Origin of the sequence: Nocardia sp. AB354 (assembly GCF_049538315.1) — a bacterium.
Taxonomy (GTDB): domain Bacteria; phylum Actinomycetota; class Actinomycetes; order Mycobacteriales; family Mycobacteriaceae; genus Nocardia; species Nocardia nova.
Window position 1 is genome coordinate 251,160 of record NZ_JBMVFU010000008.1, and the last position, 17,871, is coordinate 269,030.

18 protein-coding genes and 2 pseudogenes are annotated in these 17,871 nt (G+C 68.2%); 14 read left to right on the plus strand and 6 right to left on the minus strand.

What is annotated here, in order from left to right; all coding sequences use genetic code 11:
• Window positions 1–2: 2 nt before the first annotated feature.
• Window positions 3–1,229 carry a DNA polymerase IV gene (gene dinB, locus ACPCUW_RS14535; RefSeq protein ID WP_181063943.1) on the minus strand — a complete coding sequence of 409 codons (1,227 nt, stop codon included), beginning with the start codon at window positions 1,227–1,229 and terminating at the stop codon, window positions 3–5.
• Window positions 1,230–1,461: 232 nt separating this feature from the next.
• On the opposite strand from dinB, the gene ACPCUW_RS14540 reads away from it, so the two are divergent.
• From ACPCUW_RS14540 to ACPCUW_RS14550, 3 genes and pseudogenes are all read left to right on the plus strand, one after another.
• Window positions 1,462–1,959 carry a pyridoxamine 5'-phosphate oxidase family protein gene (locus ACPCUW_RS14540; RefSeq protein ID WP_063014779.1) on the plus strand — a complete coding sequence of 166 codons (498 nt, stop codon included), beginning with the start codon at window positions 1,462–1,464 and terminating at the stop codon, window positions 1,957–1,959.
• Window positions 1,960–2,002: 43 nt separating this feature from the next.
• A pseudogene (locus ACPCUW_RS14545) lies at window positions 2,003–2,218 on the plus strand (hypothetical protein); the annotation flags it as partial.
• Window positions 2,219–2,453: 235 nt separating this feature from the next.
• Window positions 2,454–3,494 carry a fused (3R)-hydroxyacyl-ACP dehydratase subunits HadA/HadB gene (locus ACPCUW_RS14550; protein WP_423425322.1) on the plus strand — a complete coding sequence of 347 codons (1,041 nt, stop codon included), beginning with the start codon at window positions 2,454–2,456 and terminating at the stop codon, window positions 3,492–3,494.
• A gap of 7 nt (window positions 3,495–3,501) precedes the next feature.
• Here the strand turns inward: ACPCUW_RS14550 and ACPCUW_RS14555 are convergent, their stop codons facing one another.
• Together ACPCUW_RS14555 and ACPCUW_RS14560 are read right to left on the minus strand one after the other, a co-directional pair.
• Window positions 3,502–3,963 carry a phage tail protein gene (locus ACPCUW_RS14555; RefSeq protein ID WP_423425324.1) on the minus strand — a complete coding sequence of 154 codons (462 nt, stop codon included), beginning with the start codon at window positions 3,961–3,963 and terminating at the stop codon, window positions 3,502–3,504.
• Between the two features lie 71 nt (window positions 3,964–4,034).
• Window positions 4,035–4,649, minus strand: a complete 615-nt coding sequence (locus tag ACPCUW_RS14560; protein WP_063014786.1) for a class I SAM-dependent methyltransferase — start codon at window positions 4,647–4,649, stop codon at window positions 4,035–4,037.
• A gap of 91 nt (window positions 4,650–4,740) precedes the next feature.
• Between ACPCUW_RS14560 and ACPCUW_RS14565 the strand changes: the two genes are divergently transcribed.
• From ACPCUW_RS14565 to ACPCUW_RS14580, 4 genes and pseudogenes are all read left to right on the plus strand, one after another.
• Window positions 4,741–5,418 (plus strand): HEAT repeat domain-containing protein, encoded by a 678-nt coding sequence (locus tag ACPCUW_RS14565; protein ID WP_423425326.1) that lies wholly within the window; start codon window positions 4,741–4,743, stop codon window positions 5,416–5,418.
• A complete protein-coding gene (locus ACPCUW_RS14570) occupies window positions 5,412–6,455 on the plus strand; it encodes a MerR family transcriptional regulator (RefSeq protein WP_423425328.1) in 1,044 nt (347 codons plus the stop codon). Before ACPCUW_RS14565 ends, ACPCUW_RS14570 begins: the two co-directional genes overlap by 7 nt.
• 51 nt (window positions 6,456–6,506) lie before the next feature.
• Window positions 6,507–7,042: pseudogene (locus ACPCUW_RS14575) on the plus strand (DNA topoisomerase IB); the annotation flags it as partial.
• 140 nt (window positions 7,043–7,182) lie between these two features.
• The gene (locus ACPCUW_RS14580) at window positions 7,183–8,526 is read left to right on the plus strand and encodes an aldehyde dehydrogenase family protein (protein WP_423425330.1); all 1,344 of its coding nucleotides are present in this window, start codon (window positions 7,183–7,185) and stop codon (window positions 8,524–8,526) included.
• 34 nt (window positions 8,527–8,560) lie between these two features.
• Here the strand turns inward: ACPCUW_RS14580 and ACPCUW_RS14585 are convergent, their stop codons facing one another.
• A complete protein-coding gene (locus ACPCUW_RS14585; protein ID WP_423425332.1) occupies window positions 8,561–9,010 on the minus strand; it encodes an SRPBCC family protein in 450 nt (149 codons plus the stop codon).
• Window positions 9,011–9,346: 336 nt separating this feature from the next.
• Between ACPCUW_RS14585 and ACPCUW_RS14590 the strand changes: the two genes are divergently transcribed.
• From ACPCUW_RS14590 to ACPCUW_RS14600, 3 genes are all read left to right on the plus strand, one after another.
• On the plus strand, window positions 9,347–10,465 hold the full coding sequence (locus ACPCUW_RS14590; protein WP_030514376.1) for an NAD(P)H-dependent flavin oxidoreductase: 1,119 nt from the start codon (window positions 9,347–9,349) through the stop codon (window positions 10,463–10,465).
• A 315-nt stretch (window positions 10,466–10,780) separates the two neighbouring features.
• Window positions 10,781–11,536, plus strand: a complete 756-nt coding sequence (locus tag ACPCUW_RS14595; protein WP_030514375.1) for an HNH endonuclease family protein — start codon at window positions 10,781–10,783, stop codon at window positions 11,534–11,536.
• 35 nt (window positions 11,537–11,571) lie between these two features.
• A complete protein-coding gene (locus tag ACPCUW_RS14600; RefSeq protein ID WP_423425335.1) occupies window positions 11,572–11,796 on the plus strand; it encodes a hypothetical protein in 225 nt (74 codons plus the stop codon).
• A 49-nt stretch (window positions 11,797–11,845) separates the two neighbouring features.
• On the opposite strand, the gene ACPCUW_RS14605 is transcribed toward ACPCUW_RS14600, so the two are convergent.
• Both ACPCUW_RS14605 and ACPCUW_RS14610 read right to left on the minus strand, forming a co-directional pair.
• On the minus strand, window positions 11,846–12,286 hold the full coding sequence (locus ACPCUW_RS14605) for an SRPBCC family protein (protein ID WP_423425337.1): 441 nt from the start codon (window positions 12,284–12,286) through the stop codon (window positions 11,846–11,848).
• A gap of 49 nt (window positions 12,287–12,335) precedes the next feature.
• The gene (locus ACPCUW_RS14610) at window positions 12,336–12,920 is read right to left on the minus strand and encodes a TetR/AcrR family transcriptional regulator (protein WP_063014853.1); all 585 of its coding nucleotides are present in this window, start codon (window positions 12,918–12,920) and stop codon (window positions 12,336–12,338) included.
• Between the two features lie 39 nt (window positions 12,921–12,959).
• Between ACPCUW_RS14610 and ACPCUW_RS14615 the strand changes: the two genes are divergently transcribed.
• The 4 genes from ACPCUW_RS14615 to mtnC all read left to right on the plus strand — a co-directional run bounded on the left by ACPCUW_RS14615 (window position 12,960) and on the right by mtnC (window position 17,848).
• On the plus strand, window positions 12,960–14,204 hold the full coding sequence (locus ACPCUW_RS14615) for a KasA/KasB family beta-ketoacyl-ACP synthase (RefSeq protein WP_423425339.1): 1,245 nt from the start codon (window positions 12,960–12,962) through the stop codon (window positions 14,202–14,204).
• Between the two features lie 634 nt (window positions 14,205–14,838).
• Window positions 14,839–16,551, plus strand: coding sequence for an S-methyl-5-thioribose-1-phosphate isomerase (gene mtnA, locus ACPCUW_RS14620; RefSeq protein WP_423425341.1), 1,713 nt, complete (start codon window positions 14,839–14,841; stop codon window positions 16,549–16,551).
• Window positions 16,548–17,120 carry a 1,2-dihydroxy-3-keto-5-methylthiopentene dioxygenase gene (locus ACPCUW_RS14625; protein WP_423425343.1) on the plus strand — a complete coding sequence of 191 codons (573 nt, stop codon included), beginning with the start codon at window positions 16,548–16,550 and terminating at the stop codon, window positions 17,118–17,120. Before mtnA ends, ACPCUW_RS14625 begins: the two co-directional genes overlap by 4 nt.
• Window positions 17,117–17,848, plus strand: coding sequence for an acireductone synthase (gene mtnC, locus ACPCUW_RS14630; protein WP_423425345.1), 732 nt, complete (start codon window positions 17,117–17,119; stop codon window positions 17,846–17,848). Before ACPCUW_RS14625 ends, mtnC begins: the two co-directional genes overlap by 4 nt.
• Window positions 17,849–17,871: the final 23 nt, after the last annotated feature.

A 17,871-nucleotide genomic window follows, 5' to 3' on the forward strand; every position in this document is an offset into this window, starting at 1 on the left:
AATCAGTCGGGGAGCAGCGGCACCGACAAGCCCTCACCGCGCCCGAGCAGTGCGGCCCGGGTGACGGTTCCGGCGCCGAAGCGGTCGCGCACCGCATCCAGTGCCGCGTCGAGCGTGGTGTCCGGGCGGGCGTCCAACGGCAGCATCAGCTGCCGTGGATCCGTATTCTGCAGGTTCGTCAGGGCGAGGCCGATGAGGGTGATGCCGCGTTCCTCGATCAGGGGGCGAGCGGCGCCGAGCAGAGTGCGGGCGGCCTGCAGGATCGTCGCCCCATCGTCGGTGGCGGTCGGCAGGGTGTGCGAACGGGTCGCGCGACCGAAATCGGCGAACCGTAAGCGCAGCACCACGGTTCGGCAGATCCGTCGTGCCGCCCGCAACCGGTGCCCGAGCCGATCCGCCAGGCCGTGCAGGTAGGCCTCGATCTCGGCATCGGTGCGAGGCCGGTTCCCCAGCGCGCGTTGCGCACCGATCGATCGGCGCCGGCGACCGGTGTCGACCCGGCGCGGATCGCGTGCCCAGGCCAGGGCGTGCAGATGCCGGCCGGCGGCGCGACCGAGCAGACCACACAACTCCATCGGGTCGGTATCGGCCAGTTGCCCGATCCGGGTGATGCCGTGTTCGTGCAATGTCCGGGCGGTCACCTCACCCACCCCCCAGAGCCGTTCGACCGGCAGCGGATGCAGGAATTCGAGTTCGGCCTCGGGATGCACCAGCAGCAGGCCGTCGGGTTTGCAGACCGCACTGGCCACTTTGGCGAGGAATTTGCTTCGCGCCACGCCGACCGAGATGGGCAGTCCGACCTCGGCCCGCACCCGCGCCCGCAATCCGGCCGCGATATCGATCGGGGCGCCCGAAATGCGATGTAGCCCAGCGACATCGAGAAAGGCCTCGTCGATGGAGATGCCCTCGACCTCCGGCGTGGTGTCGCGGAAGATCTCGAATACGGCCCGGCTCGCCTGCGCATAGGCGGACATCCGCGGCGGCACCACCACCGCATGCGGACACAGCCGCAACGCCTGCCGCGCATTCATCGGCGTCCGCACCCCGTACGCCTTCGCCTCGTAACTGGCCGCCAGCACCACCCCGCCCCCGACGATCACCGGCTTTCCCCGCAACTCCGGTGCGTCCCGCTGCTCGACCGACGCGTAGAACGAATCCAGGTCGGCATGCAAAATCGCCGCCCGCCCCTGACGGCCCCCTTCCTCCGCCCCCTCATCCGATGCGAACACATGTTCGATGCTAGACCACTCTCGTGGCGCCGCCTACGGTCTCGGGCGGCTCCGTCCCAGGCGTGCGAGCATCGGAACGCACGGGATCGACCGACTCGGATGCAACGGACGCCTCGAAAAGATTTCGTCAAACATTCGCCACCGATGTCGAGAACGCCGAACCGGCTCCGTCCCAGAGATACGAGCGACCGAGAACGGCGCGCTCGACCACACCGACACAGGAGCGACAGTCATGGAACAGCACGAGATCACCGAAATCCTCGACCGCCCGATCAGCCGGGAGTTGCTGGCCCGCGACCTGCTGCGTCTGGCGTACGTCGCCAAGGACGGCACCCCGCGCAACGTCCCGATCGCGTTCACCTGGAACGGCTCGCAGATCGTGCTCTGCACGACGAAGAACGCCCCGAAACTGCACTCGCTGCGGCACAATCCTCAGGTCGCGCTGACGATCGACACCGAGGTTCATCCGCCGAAGATCCTTCTTCTGCGCGGACATGCCGAACTCGACGTCGTCGACGGCATCCCCGAGGAATACCTGCAGATGAACGGCAGCTACGAGATGACCCCCGAACAGCGCGTGGAGTGGGAGGCGGAAGTCCGCTCGCTCTACGACGGCATGGTCCGGATCGTCATCACCCCGACCTGGGTGAAGCTCATCGACTTCGACAACACTCTGCCCAGTGCGGTCGAGGAACTGGTCCGGCAGCGGGCCGAACGTCAGCGGGCCTGACCACCACGGCCGGTTCCGTGCCGTGCCCACCGAGGAGACGATGATGCCCGAATACCCACTGCTCGAGCACTATCGGGGTGCGCCCGCGGCGGTCAACGACGTACCGATGGATCAGTGGGCCCCGGAGGAGATCACCGCCCATGCAATACATGGAAGACTTCGCCGCACGACTGCAGACCCCGGCGAGTAGTCGATCATCGAGTGGGCGCTCGAACTGGCCGGTGAGTTGTCCGCGGCGCCCGGTGCGGGCGGGCAGCCGACCTGTACGCCGCGGCATCGGCCGCCGCCACCAGCGTGCCGGAGCGTGACCACCTCACCCGCGAGGCCGCACGGGTGCGGACCTTGCTGCGCCGTCGACCGACCGCCCGACGAGGTCTACCGAGTGAGCTTCGCGCCGCGCGCCGAAGCCGGTGTCGTGTGAGAAGGTGATGTCGCACTCGTGAATCCGGTGCTGCCGGTGCGAGTGTCGACGTGATCCGAATGGAGGAGAGGCCTTGGTGGAGGCGACGTTCGATGTGACCGGGCTGGTGGGGCATCGCTATCGCACGGACGACTTCTACGAGGTGGGGCGGGAGAAGATCCGCGAGTACGCGCGAGCGGTACAGGACTTCCACCCGGCACACTGGAGCGAGGACGCCGCCCGTGGGCTCGGATACGCCGGGCTCATCGCGCCGACCACCTTCATCTCCACCGTCGCGATGCTGGCCAATCGCCGGCTGCTGGAGGACGTCATGAACGGCTACGACGTGGTCGTGCAGACGGACCAGGTATTCGAGATGTACAAGCCGGTGCTCACCGGCGACCGCTTGGTCAGCGATGTGGAATTGTCCTCGGTGCGTCGTATCGGGGGCAGGGATCTGCTCACCATCACCAACACCTTCACCGACGGATTCGGTGACATCGCGCAGATCATGCACACGACCGTCCTCGGCCTCACCGGTGCGGACGTCGGCGCCGAGATCAGCGAGACGATCGAACGCGTCGTCATGAGCGGTCTCGACACCATTCCCCGGATCACGACCGCTGCCGCGGAGGTGAACGTGCCGTCGGCAGACCCGGATTCCGGTGCCGCGGTGCGCCTTTCGCCTGTCTCACGCACGCGCACCCCGCATACCGCGCTTCGATTCGAGGACATCACCGTCGGTGCCGAACTTCCCGCGCGGTCGGTGAACCTGACGCGCGGTGATCTGGTGAATTACGCCGGGGTCTCCGGGGATGCGAATCCCATCCACTGGCATGCCGAGATCGCCGCGCTCGCGGGACTTCCCGACGTGATCGCGCACGGCATGCTCACGATGGGTTTGGGGGCCGGCTTCGTCACCGGATGGCTCGGTGACCCGGGCGCGGTGATCAGATACGGTGTCAGGCTGTCGAATTACACCGTTATCGAGGCCGACGCCGCCGGCACGGTGGAGTTCACGGGCCGCATCAAGTCGATCGATCCCGAGAACAGGACGGCGGTCGTCGTCATCGTCGCGAAGTCGGCGGGCCGCAAGGTTTTCGGCCTTGCCACGGCGGATGTCCGCCTGGCCTGACCGCGAATCAGTACTGGTTCTTGATGACGAAGTAGGAGCCGCGGATCGTGCCCGCCAGCTTCGACTTCTGCCTCGCGAACTTGAAAGACGAGAGTTCCGTGGGGATTTCCATCCCGTCGGACAGCTTGAAACCCACCGCTCGCTTACCGGAATCGTCGATCGAATACATGACGTTGATCGACAGGCCGCTTTCGTAGAAGACGTAGGCGAAGCGGATGCCGTCCGCTTCGAAGGCCGTGGCCTCGAGCGGACGGGAGGCGATGACGATGCCGCGTTCGTCCTCGAGGATCCGGCTGACCCAGTCGACGGTCGACTGGGCCTCCTTGGCCGGCTCCACGGTGAAGACGTGGTCGTACTTGTTCTTGAAGTATCGGGCCTCGTTGGCGCGCAGGCCGGCCAATGCGTCCGCGACCGGGGAAGATTCGAGGCCTTCGGTCGATACCGTCGTGAAGTCCACTGTGTGGGTCATGGCGAACTCCTCCGCGAGTGTGTCGGTCGAACTCTACAGCGTCGTGCGTCGCGAACCGGGCAGGCTCGGTCTCACTCCGCGCGCGAGAACACCGCCACCAGAAAGCCGGAGTCGTCGGTGAACGGGCGCAGATCCCACGTCGAAAGCCGCAGATCCACCCGGAGTCCGGCGTCTTCGGCGTCGGCCAGGAATTGCGGGAAGTCGTAACCGCGGTCGGCGCCGAACCCGACCACCACTCGCCCGGCCGGCGCCAGATGGCGAGCGAAACCGGACAGCACCGCGCCTCGGGTGGAGGGCGCCAGGAACGTCATCACGTTGCCCGCGCACACGATCACATCGAAGCCGGCTTCGATCCCGCGACGGGGCAGATCCAGTTCGGCGAGGTCACCGACCAGCCAGGTCGGACCGGGATGGTCCTGTTCCGCCGCGGCGATCAACACCGGGTCGACGTCGACTCCGACCACGACATGTCCGGCGCGATACAGGTAGCCGCCCAGCCGCCCCGGCCCGCATCCGGCGTCCAGAATCCGGCTACCGCGCCCGACCATCGCATCGATCAGGCGCGCTTCGCCCACGATGTCCGCGCCCTCGGCCGCCATCGCCCGGAAGCGCTCCACGTACCACGTCGAATGTGCCGGATCGGCCGCAGTGATCTCTTCCCACTGGCTGGGCGTGCGTCCGCTCATGGTCTGTTGCCTCTTCTTCTCTCGGTCCGGTGCGTGTACTTGACCTTGCCATCGTGACAAGGTCTTCACTTGACTGCCGGAGGTGGTCCCGATGACTTCGACACACAGGAACCCACAGAACATGCGACTACGCGACGCGCTGGCGGCGGACAACTCGTCGACACGGCTCGAGGCGGCGCTCGCGCTCGGCACCCGTCCCGCGGCCGACGCCGTCGATGCGCTGGTCGAGCGGTGCGCGATCGAGCCGGACTTCTTCGTGCGCGACATGCTCACCTGGGCGCTCACCCGGTTTCCGGCTGCGGTGACGGTTCCGAAGCTGCGTGCGCAACTGGGTTCGGACCGTCCCCAGGCACGCAGCCAGGCGCTGCATACCCTGTCCAAGATCGGGGACCGCAGCGCCTGGCCCGCGATCACGCGGTCGTTGTTGCAGGACGCCGACGACGACGTCGCGCGCAGTGCGTGGCGGGCCGCCGTCGTCCTGGTGCCCGACGCCGACAAGGACGTACTGGCGCAGACGTTGGCGACCCAGTTCGGCCGCGGTGACCGCGAGGTGCGGCTGAGTCTGAGCCGCGCCCTGGTCGCCTTGGGCGAGCTCGTCGAGCCGGTCCTGCGGTCGGCGATGACGAACCCGGATCCGGTGGTGCGGGCACACGCGCGCGCCACCGAAGTCCTGCTGCACGATCCGGACGCCGGTTTCGACCTCGCGATCGACCAGGCCAGACGGGTTCGTGCGCTCGGACCGGACCGGGAGGAGTCGACCGCGTGCTGATCGGCGAGGTGGCCCGTTACTCGGGAGTGAGCGCCCGCATGCTCCGGCACTACGACTCCCTGGGGCTGGTGCGGCCGACCGGCCGCACCGTCGGCGGCTATCGCGAATATTCCGTCGAGGACATCCGTCGGATCTTCCATGTCGAGGGTCTGCGGTCGCTGGGCTTGTCCCTGACTCAGATCGGGCGCGCCCTCGACGACCCCGGCTTCACACCGTCCGCACTGGTCGGCGACCTCGTGCGGGCGACCGAAGAGCGGCTGAGCCGGGACCGGGAGCTGCTCGAACGGCTGCGTGCGGTCGAGGCGGCCGAACCCTCCGGCTGGCAGGACGCGCTGCGCATCGTCGAGCTCCTGCGTGGACTGGGGTCGTCCGATGCCGCCCGGCGGCAGCAGGCCGTCCTCGCCCCGGCCGAGGAGATGCCGGCCGAACTGCTCGCCGAGGCGGTGCTCACCGAATCCGATCCCTATGTCGCCGGAGCGCTGCGGTGGGCGCTCGCCCGGGCCGGAGCGGAGGGCGTGCTGCACGTGGCCTCCGGCCTGGACTCCGCCGATGTCGAGGTCCGGCGGCGGGCGGCCTCGGCACTCGCCGAGATACCCGGGGAGGAGGCCGGCGCGGTGCTGCTGGACGCGCTCACCGACGCGGACCCGACCGTCCGCAGGATCTCCGCCCTCGCCCTCGGCGCGCGCGGGGAGACCCGAGCGGTTCCGGAACTCGTCGCCACCGTGATCGAGGGCCCGAACGATGTCGAGGCGGCCGAACTCCTGGGATCGCTGGCCCGGGACGCGAAATGGGCCGATCACATTCTGAATGCACTGGCCGGCGAGCTGGCCGCGCACCCGCCGGGTTCACCGGTGCGGCTCCGGCTCACCCAGGCGCTGGCCGAGCTGCCCGGCTCCCTCGCACTGAATACGTTGCGGCCCTTGATGAATGACGACGATCGGACGGTCGCTCTGCTCGCCGCGGCTCTCGTCCGCACGCTCGAACAAGAGCCACCGGCGCCCCGCGGCGGCGACCGCGGTTCCACCGAACTCGCATGATCGCGTCCCGCGCGGGTATCGCGCGATGCGCGGGACGAGAGGAGTGTCGTGATGCGGTTGCGGCGCAGCACGCCCTACGGTGCCGGAATAGGCCGGGTCCGGCGGGGCAAGGGCTTCGCTTATGTCGACGAGAACGGCGTCGCGGTCACCGATCCCGAAGCGATGCAACGCATCGACGACCTGGTGATCCCGCCGGCCTGGCGGAAGGTGTGGATCTGCCCGCACGCCCACGGGCACATTCAAGCGGTCGGGGTGGACGCGGCGGGGCGGCGGCAGTACCTGTATCACGAACAGTGGCGGCGAGAACGCGACGAGGAGAAGTCGACCGCATGCTCGGGGTGGCGGCACAGCTACCGAGCCTGCGCGAGCAGGTCGGCGCCGAGCTGCGGCGTTCCGGCTCGGATCGGCGCCGCGTGGAGGCCGTCGCGATCGGCCTGCTCGACCGCGGCGTCTTCCGCATCGGCGGTGAGGAATACGCCGAGGAGAACGGCACCCGCAGCGTGGCCACGCTGTTGCGCGAACAGGTCCGGGTCTCGGGGAAGGAGATGCGATTCGACTATGTGGCCAAGGGCGGAATCCGCCGCCGGCTTGGCGGCCACCGAATGCCCGAATTCGCAGCGTCGTCGCAACAGCGCCGTGCGGCAGGTGATGACCGAGGTGGCCGAGGCATTGGGCAACACCCCGGTGCCGAGAAGTTTGCCGGAGAACGCCGGGGTACTCCACGCCCATGACCGAGATCGACAACGCGACCCGCATCGAGGCCGAGTCGGTGACGGGAAACCTGGACCTGATGACCATCGTGGACGCCGCGCACACCGCACAGTCGAGCTGGGCCCGCACGCCCGCGGCGAGCCGAGCCGAGGCGCTGCGCGCCGGGGCTGCCGCGTTGCGCGAGCACGCGGACGAGCTCGCCGCCACCCTCGAAGCCGAGACCGGCCGCCCGGCGGCCTCGGGCCGGGAGGGGGTGCTGGCCGGCGCCGGCACGCTCGACCAGTACGCCGAGCTGGGGCAGGTCCATCGCGGCCACACTCTGCAGGGCAGTTGGGACGCAACGGATTTCATGATCGCGCAGCCGCGCGGCGTGGTGGTCGCCCTGACACCGTGGAACGATCCGGTCGCCATCGCGGCGGGGCTGGTCGGTGCCGCGCTCGCCACCGGAAACGCGGTGGTGCACAAGCCCAGTGAACGGTGCCCCCGAACCGGTGAGCTGTTCGGGCGACTGCTCGAGACGCACTGCCCCGACGGCGTATTGCAGACCGTGCGCGGCGACGGACGGGTGGGCGCGGCACTGGCCGGGCTGCCCGGCGTGGATGTGGTGGCCCACGTCGGCGGCACCGCCACCGGGCGCACCATCGCCACGGCCGGTGCGCGCACGGGCGCGAAAGTGCTGTTGGAGAACGGTGGCAACGATCCGCTGATCGTCGACGCCGATGTGGACCCGGTATGGGCCGCCGAGCAGGCCGCACTGGGCGCCTTCGCCAACGCCGGGCAGATCTGCGTCTCCGTCGAGCGGATCTACGTGCATCGCGATGTCGCCGAGCAGTTCGTTTCGGCACTGTGCGAACAGGCGCGGCGGTGGAATCTCGATCCGCAACCGCTGGTCGACGAGCGGTTGCGTACGCAGGTGCACGCGCACGTGCGGGAGGCGCTCTCAGCGGGCGCGAAAGCGCTGGTCGGCGGGCACATTCCCGAGGGACCCGGCACGACCTATCCGGCGACGGTGCTCACCGACTGCCGCCCCGGAATGCGCGTCGTCCGCGAGGAGACCTTCGGGCCGATCGCACCCGTCCAGGTGGTCGCGGATTTCGCGACGGGCCTCGATGCGGCATGCCGCGACGACTACGGCTTGGCGGCGACGGTCCTGACCGACTCGATGGAACATATGCAACAGGCCTGGCGCACACTGCCGGTGGGCACGGTGAAGATCAACTCGGTCTTCGGTGGCGCACCCGGCGGCGCGGCACAACCGCGCGGCACGTCCGGCACCGGATTCGGTTACGGCCCCGAACTTCTCGACGAGATGACCACCACCAAGGTGGTGCACATGGAGCCCGCGCCGCCGCGGCGCTGAGCGTTCACCCGGCAGAGCACACAATTCGACCGGGTCAGGATTCGACCTCGTCGAGCACCTCGTGCAGCCGGTTCAAGGTGCCCCGCCATCCCCGCTCCATCGCGTTGCGGGCCATCTTCTGCCGCCGATCGCCGATGTCGAAACCGGTCTGCGTCAACAACACTCGCGTCCCACGCCCCTGCGCCTCGAGCACCCAGTCGACCACCCACCGGGCGGGAAACTTCGCCCGCAGGTCGATCCAGGTGTAGGTCAGTTGCTCACCCGCGCGGGCCGCCAGCACCTCACACGCGATCTCCGTGCTCGGCTCGGTCGGGACGGCGAAGATGAAATGTGTGCCCACCACCGGTTCGAGCCCGATCGACCGCATCAGCCAGCGTTCGACCAGATCCGGTTCGGTCAGCGCCCGCCACACCAGTGCCGGAGGGTGCGGGAAGAACCCGCCGATCTCCACCGCGGCCGGATCCAATTCCGATTCGTAGGTCACCGGCACACCCCCGGCCCGATCACATCCATGGCACGAGCATTCCACGTCTCCGGGCGGCGCAGGCGGAACCGGCCGGTCGGCAAAGGTTGCCGCGCGTCTGGATGGCGCAGACTCGACATAGCGGTCGATCAACCACCAACTAGAACATGTTGCCCACACTGAATGACGAAAACGGGTCGATGACCCCCTCCTCGACAACGGCGTGTAACCGCCGTCGACCGGCATTTTCGGCTCAGCTCTCGATTCCTGACCGATGAGTCACTAGTCTGAATATGAAACGTGTTCTAGTGTTGTGGCGAAGTTCCAGCGCCGGAAGACCAGAGGAGTCACCCCGCCATGCATACCGAGATCTGCGAACGACTGGGCATCGATGTCCCCATCTTCGCTTTCACCCATTGCCGCGACGTGGCCGCCGCGGTGAGCAACGCCGGCGGGCTCGGCGTCCTGGGGGCGGTCGGTTTCACCGCCGAGGAGCTGGAGGTCGAGCTGGCCTGGCTCGATGAACATGTGCACGGCGTGTACGGCGTCGACCTCGTCATCCCGTCCAAGTACGAGGGCAAGGGCATCGATGGGCTGAGCCCCGCGCAGCTGGAAGCCGAACTGGCCAAACTGGTTCCGCAGGGCCACCGGGATTTCGCCGAGAAGATCCTCGCCGACCACGGCGTCCCGAAGCTGCCCGAGGACGAACATCACGAGCAGCTGCTGGGCTGGACCGCCACCACGGCCGGTCCGCAGGTCGACGTCATCCTGAAACACCCCAAGGCGAAGCTGGTGGCCAACGCGCTAGGCACCCCGCCCGACGACATCATCAAGAAGGTCCAGGACTCCGGCCGTTTGATCGGCGCACTGTGCGGCTCGGTCAAGCATGCGCTCAACCACAAGCGCGCCGGCCTGGACTTCGTGGTCTGCCAGGGCACCGAGGGCGGCGGCCACTGCGGTGAGATCTCCTCTCTCGTGCTGTGGCCGCAGGTGATCGACGCCGTCGGCGATCTGCCGGTGCTCGCCGCCGGTGGTATCGGCAACGGCCGCCAGGTCGCCGCCGCCATGGCGATGGGCGCCGCGGGTGCGTGGACCGGTTCGATCTGGCTGACCGTCGAGGAGGCCAATGTGCCGCCCGCGCAGATGCAGACCTACATCGATGCCACCAGCCACGACACCGTCCGGTCGCGGGCGTGGACGGGTAAGCCGGCCCGCATGCTGCGCAACGACTGGACCGAGGCGTGGGAGCGGTCGGACACCCCGGATCCGCTGGGCATGCCGCTGCAGATGATGGTCGCCCTCGACGGCGTCAAGCGCGGCCACCGCTATCCCGAGGCGGCCAAGGACGTCAACTTCAACCCCGTCGGCCAGGTCGTCGGCATGATGAACAAGGTCGAGCGGACCTCCGACGTCATGCAGCGCCTGATGGAGGAATACCTCGAGGCCTGCGAGCGGCTGAACAAGCTCAACAGCTGAACAAGCCTGTCCGGCAGAGCCCGCCGCGCCCTGCCGGACAGTTCTCTCCGGCCTGGACTCCATATCGAAGCGGCTACGGAAGCAACTGGTGCACTTGCGGTTTGCCGGTGCCGGTTGACACTCTGTATGCGCGATGAGAAGTACATATGGTGAACGGCACGAATGCGGCCGGCAAGTTGATCAGAACCCCACCGTCCGGAAGTTTGCTCGGACTGCGCTCGAAGGCACCGCTTTCCGGCCCCGGGCATTCCGCGGCCCCCGGTGCGCGACCGGCGACACGATCGGGGCGCGGTGGTGAAGATATCCTCTCCCGGTATGCGCCGGTTGGCCGCGATCGTGGCGCCCGTCCTCCTCGCCGTAGTGCTGGCCGTGGTGTACAGCTTCATCGACGACACCGGCAAGAAGAACGATCCGAAACCCGATTCCGCTGCCGCCGCGACCTTTTCCGGTAAAGAAGTCAACGCCCTGCTGGGCAAACTCGTGGTCGCAACGGAAGCGCCGATGACCGGGTACAGCCGCGAACAATTCCCGCATTGGGATCAGAACACTCCCGAACACGGATTCGGCGACAAATACGCCCAGTACGCCAAATGCACCACCCGCGATGTGATGATGCTGCGCGATGCCACCGGATCGGTGACCCTCGACGCCGCGACCTGCAAACTGACTCTCGGCAAGGACGGCGGCTGGCGCGACCGCTACGGCGTACTCGACGCCAAGACCGGAAAACTCAAGCCCTACAAATGGATCACCGACCCCGCCGGAGTCGACGCCGAACATATCGTCCCGCTGGCCGAGGCCTGGCGTTCCGGCGCGCAATCCGCCGATACCGATACGCGCCGCAATATCGCCAACGACGCGATCAATCTGGTCGCCTCCGACCCGTCGGCCAACCGGTCCAAGGGTGACCAGGATGCGGCGAATTATCTGCCACCCGGCGTGTTCCGGTGCGAGTACGTTCAGCGCTACATTCGCATCAAGGTAAAATACGGTTTGACCATCGACACGGCGGAACAGACCGCATTGCGCACCGCGGTCGACGACTGCCTCCACCGAGGAGAGTTCACATAGGCGACATCATCGAAATCACCGGGAAGGCCGCCGTCATGACCGACGAGGAAGGGACGGTGTCCGGCGAACTCGATGTCACCGTCGACGAGCAGGGCAGGGGACTGGTTCGCTATCGGGATACCGAAACCTGGTATCACATCGGCAATCTCGATGGCGAACCCGCCCGCACCTGGATCGACGTCTCCGAACTCGTCAGCGCGATCGACGCCGGTCGCGGCAACCGTGACGCCGCGGGCAACACGATCCCGTTCGAGGCCTGAGCGCCCGGCCCCAGAAGTCGACCGCCCGCGACGCTGCGCGCATCGATGCTCAGCGCAGCGATTCCGCGCGCTGCTTGACCGCCGCGGTCATGCCGCCGAAACCGGAATGCAGCGCCTTGCCGAGCGCCAGCGTCACAACCGGCCCCAGCAGGCCGCCCAGTTCGAAATGCGACCGGTACCGGGTACGCCCGTTGTCGAGCGGCGTCACGGTGTGCGAGCGCAGGCTGTGCAGGATGCCCAGCGGTACCGGTTTCATGCTGTAGCTGAATTCGGTTCCGGGGGTGTGGGTTCGGACGTATTCGACCTGCTTGCGCGGCTTCGGCGAACCCAGCCGCACATGCATCTCGATCGGGTCGCCGGGTTCGAGCGTGCTGCGGCATTCGGCGACGAACGGGTTCCATTCACCGTAGCTGCCCAGGTCGCTCAGCACCTTCCACACCACCTCGGCGGGTGCGTCGATCTCCACGGTGTCATCGATCACGAAAGCCATGGCGGCAACAATACTGAAACTTGTTCCATCAGCGATACCGCGGGCCCGCTCATCGGCCGGCGCCGGGTTCGGGCAGTGTGAGCGATTGGGTGATCAATAACCGCGCCGCACGTGACACGCGGGCGGTGTCGCCGGTGACGAACCGATCCTGCAGCAACCCACGCACGCCCGAAACGAGCAGAGTGGCGGTCGATTCCGGATCGGCGACGGTGGGGTCGAAGCTTCTCAGCACATCGGTGAGTGCGGTAACCAGCACGTGCACGGCGTCCTCGCCGTAGGAACGGAACGGGCTGCCGGGCACCGCGGCCACCCCCATCACCTGCAACAGCACCCGCGTGCTGGACACCCATTCGGTCGTGATGTTGACGCTGAACGATTCGATGAGGCGGCGGCGCAGGGCCGGCAGATCGGGAACGTCGGCGAACATGCCCGCGATATCGGGGCGCTGGGTCTCGAGCGCCGCGATCAGCATCTGCTCCTTGGTCCCGAAATAGTGGATCAACATGCGCGAGCTGGTTCCGAGATATTCCGCCAGCGGACGCAGCGACAGTTCGGTCAACCCGTATTCGCCGATATAGGCGATCACCCCGGCGAGCAGCTCCGCGCGCCGGGCCTGGTCGAGTGGTCGAGGCACATGTTGACTGTAGCGGTCGCTACGGGTATTCATATCCGCATGAGTGTAACGACTGCTACACAAACGTCGCGGAGCGTCGTCGTCACCGCCATGGCCGCCACCACCTGCCTCGGCCCCGACCTCGACAGCACCTGGTCGGCACTGCTGGCGGGCAAGAGCGGGATCGGCCCGCTCACCGACGAGTTCGTGACGCGGTACGACCTGCCCGTGCGGATCGGCGGGCGGCTTACCGAACATCCGGGCGCTCACCTGACCCGCATCGAACAGCGCCGGCACTCCTATGTGCAGCAGCTGGCGCTGGTACTGGGCCGCCAGGTCTGGTCGGAGGCGGGGACACCGGAGGTCGACGCCGAACGCCTGGCGGTGGCCGTCGGCACCGGACTCGGCGGCGGCGATGCCTTTCTCACGGCGGTCGACGCGATGCGCGAGGGCGGATATCGCAAGGTGCCGCCGCTGACGGTGCCGATGGTGATGCCGAACGGGCCGGCCGCCCGGGTGGGGCTCGAATTCGGCGCGAAGGCAGGCGTTTACGCGCCGACCTCGGCGTGTTCGTCGGGTGCCGAAGCGATCGCGCACGCGTGGCGGCTGATTCGCACGGGGGAGGCCGACGTGGTGATCGCCGGTGGCGTGGAGGGATATATCGAAGCGATCCCGATCGCCAGCTTCGCCATGATGCGGGCGATGAGTACCCGCAACGACGAACCCGGCCTGGCCTCACGGCCGTTCGACCGCGATCGCGACGGGTTCGTCTTCGGAGAGGCGGGGGCGCTGCTGGTTCTGGAATCGGAGGAGTTCGCCCGGGCCCGCGGGGCCACCGTGCACGGCCGAATTCTCGGCGCGGGAATCACTTCCGACGGCTACCACATCACCGGCACCGACCCCGACGGCGCGGGCGCGGCCCGGGCGATGCGCAAGGCCATCGCCACCGCGGAGCTGACCGCTGCCGATATCGACCACATCGACGCGCACGCCACCTCGACACCGATCGGTGATGCCTCGGAGGCCAATGCCATTGCGGCCGTGGCCGAGCACGCCTCGGTGTACGCGCCGAAATCCGCGCTCGGCCATTCCATCGGTGCGGTGGGTGCGCTCGAGGCCATCCTCACCCTGTGCACACTGCGCGACCAGACCGTGCCTCCCACACTGAATTTCGACAATCCGGACCCCGGCGTGGAACTCGACATCGTGCACGGGATCGCTCGTCCACAGCGAATCTCACAGGCGTTGAGCAATTCCTTCGGCTTCGGAGGACACAACGTCACACTCGCATTCGGACGCGCTTGAGGTCTTGGAACCGCGGCAGCTTCGGCGATGTGGAACAACCGCTGTTCACGCTTGTCCACCGATTGTTGTGGATGACACGCCGACTGTGGAAAACCGCTCCGGAACTGCGGTAACGGCACGACATTTCGCCCATACGGCGACGGAAAACACTGACCGGCAGCATCTTCGAGCGAGGTCGGCGGACGGGAGGTTCGGGGCCGGTCGACCGTGATGCCGCCGACTGCATCACCCGGGGCCGACGAGTGCGCCCGGCGAGATCGGCGTGCCGGCAGCACTGGGTCGCGCCGCCGGCGCGTACCGCCGAGGTGTCCCGCAGACGTTGTCACTGCGGTCCGCGCCGGGCGGTTGCCGACGCCGTCACTGCGGTGCGCACCGACGGGTACACACGGCCACTCGCTGCACGCACATTCCGGATGGCGACGGTTCGCGACGAGCGCCACAGCGGAGTCGGACCCCCTGCCGCCGTGCACGCGGTGCACGTTTGCACACACTGCCGTTGTCGGGCGTGCTCACGACCGCCGCCGGCAGCCAGGGGATCGGATCCGGGCGAGGGTAAACCTGGTGCGGGCCGATGGCCTCTGATTCGCTACCGTTTGAGGGGTAGCAGGGTCGAGTGGTGAGGGTTGTGCGCGGAATGGGTGAAAGTTCGATCACGTGGGTCGACGGTGCCGTGGTGACGATCGATCAGCGCGCGCTGCCGCACGAGGTGCGCACGCTGCGGCTGACGACGGTCGACCAGGTGATCGACGCGATCGCGACCCTGGCCGTGCGCGGCGCCCCCGCGATCGGCGTGACCGGCGCTTTCGGAGTCGCCCTCGCCGCGCTCGCCCATCCCGGCGATCCCGAACAGGTCCGAGCCGAGGCCGTCCGGATCGAGGCCGCCCGACCCACCGCGGTGAATCTGTCCTGGGGCGTGCGACGAGCCCTGGCGAAATTCGACGACGGCGGCGCGGCGGGGGTGCTCGCGGAGGCGCAGGCTCTGCTCGCCGAAGACGGCCGGGTCAACCGGGCCGCCGCCGAACACGCCGCCGACCTGGTGCAACGGCTGTGCCCGGACCGTCCCCTGCGGATGCTCACCCACTGCAACACCGGCCGCCTGGCCACCACCGCGTTCGGCACGGCGATCGGAGCGCTGCGGGTGCTGCACGCGCGCGGCGTGATCGACAGCGTCCTGGTCGACGAAACCCGCCCGCTGCTGCAGGGCGCGCGCCTGACCACCTGGGAACTGGCCGAGGCCGGCATTCCGCATCGGCTCACGGTCGACTCCGCCGCCGCTTGGGCGATGGCGACCGGGCAGGTGGACTGCGTGATCGTCGGAGCGGACCGCATCACCGCCGACGGCTCGGTGGCCAACAAGATCGGCACATACGGACTGGCACTGGCCGCTCGCCATCACGGCATCCCGTTCATCGTGGTGGCCCCCGAATCCACGCGCGACGCGGCGACCGCGACCGGCGCCGGCATCGTCGTCGAACAGCGCGGGTCGGCCGAGATCACCCACGTCGGTGACTACGCGGCCGCCCCCGAGGGCACCGCGGTCTTCAACCCGGCCTTCGACGTCACACCGCCCGAACTGGTGACGGCCGTGGTCACCGAGAACGGCCTGATCGACGAGGCGAATCCGCTTGCGGCGCAGGCGATCGTGCCCCCCGATCCCCGCGCCGCCGATTCCGGTGCCCAGGACCCCGCCGATTCGCCGAACGCCGCCGCGATCGCGACCCTGGCGCGCGACCTCTACGCCCGCGGCTGGATGCCGGGCACCGCCGGCAACATCTCCGTCCGTGACGGCGCTTCCGGCGTGGCATCGAATACGGCCCCGGATTCCACCGCGGTTGTCACCGGCAGCGGCCTGTCCAAAGGCGAGTTGACCGCCGCGGATATGGTCCGGGTGCGGATCGAGAACTCCGAACCGATCGCCGGAGACCGCCGTCCCTCCGCGGAGACCGCGATCCACACCGCGATCTACCGCACGACCGAGGCCGCGGCGGTGGTGCACGTACATTCACCGCGAGCGACCGCGGCCTCCGTCGGCGCCCCGAACCCGATGCGGTTCACCGGTTTCGAACTGATCAAGGGTCTGCGCTCCGGCGACACCATCGACATTCCGGTATTTCCCAACCACGCCGACGTGTCGCTGATCGGCGCGGAGATCGACCGGTATCTGCGTGCACATCCGGCGGCCCCGCCGGTGCTGTTCATCGCCGGGCACGGCATCACCGCCTGGGGCGCCGATCTCGCGCAGGCCCGCGACCGCGCGGAATGCCTGGAAGCCCTGTGCGAACTGGTGTCGCTCACCGGGCGCCGCGACATCTCCACCGATCGCATTCTCGAGGAGCAACCGCAATGACCCTGTTGCATATCGCGGCCGATACCGATCCGGCCGACGCGCGCCTGCACACCACCGACCCGGACCGCATCGCGGCCGAGCTCGCCACGCGCGGAATCGTTTTCGACCGCTGGCCCGCTCAGGCCGTGACCGCCGACATCGCGTCCGAGGAGATCCTCGGCCACTACCGGGATCGCATCGGCGATCTCAACGCCGACGGCCGCTACCGCCACATCGATCTGGCCCGGTTGCATCCCGACGACAGCGATCCGCAGTGGCCCGAACAGGCGCGCGCGGCGCGGCAGAAGTTCCTGTCCGAGCATCGCCACGCCGAGGACGAGGTGCGCTTCTTCGTCTCCGGTCGCGGCTGCTTCTATCTGCACCTGGAACCGGAGGTGGTCGCGGTCGTGTGCGAGGGCGGTGATCTGGTGTCGGTGCCCGCGGGGACGCGACACTGGTTCGATATGGGAACCCGGCCGGACTTCGTGGCGATCCGGTTCTTCGAAGAGGCCGACGGCTGGATCGGCGATTTCACCGGCGATCCCATCGCACAGGGCTTTCCGACGCTGGACGAGCTCGTCGCCGCATGAGCGACGAGCATCGAGACGACAGCCGGGCACGGCCGATCCGGGCGGTCGTCGTGGATATCGAGGGCACCACCAGCCCCACCAGCTCGGTCCGCGAAGATCTGTACGGCTACACCCGCCGCCGACTGCCGCAGTGGCTGGCGGAGGACTCCGACGGCACCGCGAAGACCGTGATCGAGCAGACCCGTGACCTGGCCGGGCGGCCCGACGCCGGTCTCGACGAGATCGCCGGCATCTTGTGCGGCTGGCTCGATTCCGACGTCAAGGCGGCGCCGCTGAAGACCGCGCAGGGGGTGATCTGCGCACGGGGATTCCGGGAGGGCGCCCTGTTCGGCGAGTTCTTCCCCGACGCACCCGTGGCGCTGCGTGCCTGGCACGGCGCCGGACTCACCCTGTGGGTGTATTCGTCGGGTTCGGTACGCAATCAACAGGATTGGTTCGCGTATGCGCGCGGGGGCGAGCTGGCGTCGCTGATCAGCGGCTGGTTCGACCTGGCCAATGCCGGGCCGAAGCGCGAGGAGCAGTCCTACCGCCGCATCGCGGCGGCGATCGGCGTGCCGGCGGCGGAGATCCTGTTCCTGTCCGACCATCCCGACGAGTTGGATGCCGCGGTGGCCGCGGGCTGGCAAGCGGTCGGCGTCACCCGTGCCGGGGAGCCGAATGCGCCGCAGCCGCCGCATCGGTGGATCGGCAGCTTCGCCGAGCTGGATCCGGTCGCGGCCGCCCGCTGAGCGGCCGCGCCGATCCGACGCTC

Coding starts and splice junctions, on each gene's coding strand:
- ACPCUW_RS14560 (WP_063014786.1), bottom strand. CDS start 4,649: ATGAGCGGACGCACGCCCAGCCAGTGGGAAGAGATCACTGCGGCCGAT.
- ACPCUW_RS14600 (WP_423425335.1), top strand. CDS start 11,572: ATGACCGACGAGGAAGGGACGGTGTCCGGCGAACTCGATGTCACCGTC.
- ACPCUW_RS14580 (WP_423425330.1), top strand. CDS start 7,183: ATGACCGAGATCGACAACGCGACCCGCATCGAGGCCGAGTCGGTGACG.
- mtnA (WP_423425341.1), top strand. CDS start 14,839: ATGGGTGAAAGTTCGATCACGTGGGTCGACGGTGCCGTGGTGACGATC.
- ACPCUW_RS14595 (WP_030514375.1), top strand. CDS start 10,781: ATGCGCCGGTTGGCCGCGATCGTGGCGCCCGTCCTCCTCGCCGTAGTG.
- ACPCUW_RS14590 (WP_030514376.1), top strand. CDS start 9,347: ATGCATACCGAGATCTGCGAACGACTGGGCATCGATGTCCCCATCTTC.
- ACPCUW_RS14565 (WP_423425326.1), top strand. CDS start 4,741: ATGACTTCGACACACAGGAACCCACAGAACATGCGACTACGCGACGCG.
- ACPCUW_RS14615 (WP_423425339.1), top strand. CDS start 12,960: ATGAGTGTAACGACTGCTACACAAACGTCGCGGAGCGTCGTCGTCACC.
- ACPCUW_RS14605 (WP_423425337.1), bottom strand. CDS start 12,286: ATGGCTTTCGTGATCGATGACACCGTGGAGATCGACGCACCCGCCGAG.
- ACPCUW_RS14555 (WP_423425324.1), bottom strand. CDS start 3,963: ATGACCCACACAGTGGACTTCACGACGGTATCGACCGAAGGCCTCGAA.
- mtnC (WP_423425345.1), top strand. CDS start 17,117: ATGAGCGACGAGCATCGAGACGACAGCCGGGCACGGCCGATCCGGGCG.
- ACPCUW_RS14540 (WP_063014779.1), top strand. CDS start 1,462: ATGGAACAGCACGAGATCACCGAAATCCTCGACCGCCCGATCAGCCGG.
- ACPCUW_RS14625 (WP_423425343.1), top strand. CDS start 16,548: ATGACCCTGTTGCATATCGCGGCCGATACCGATCCGGCCGACGCGCGC.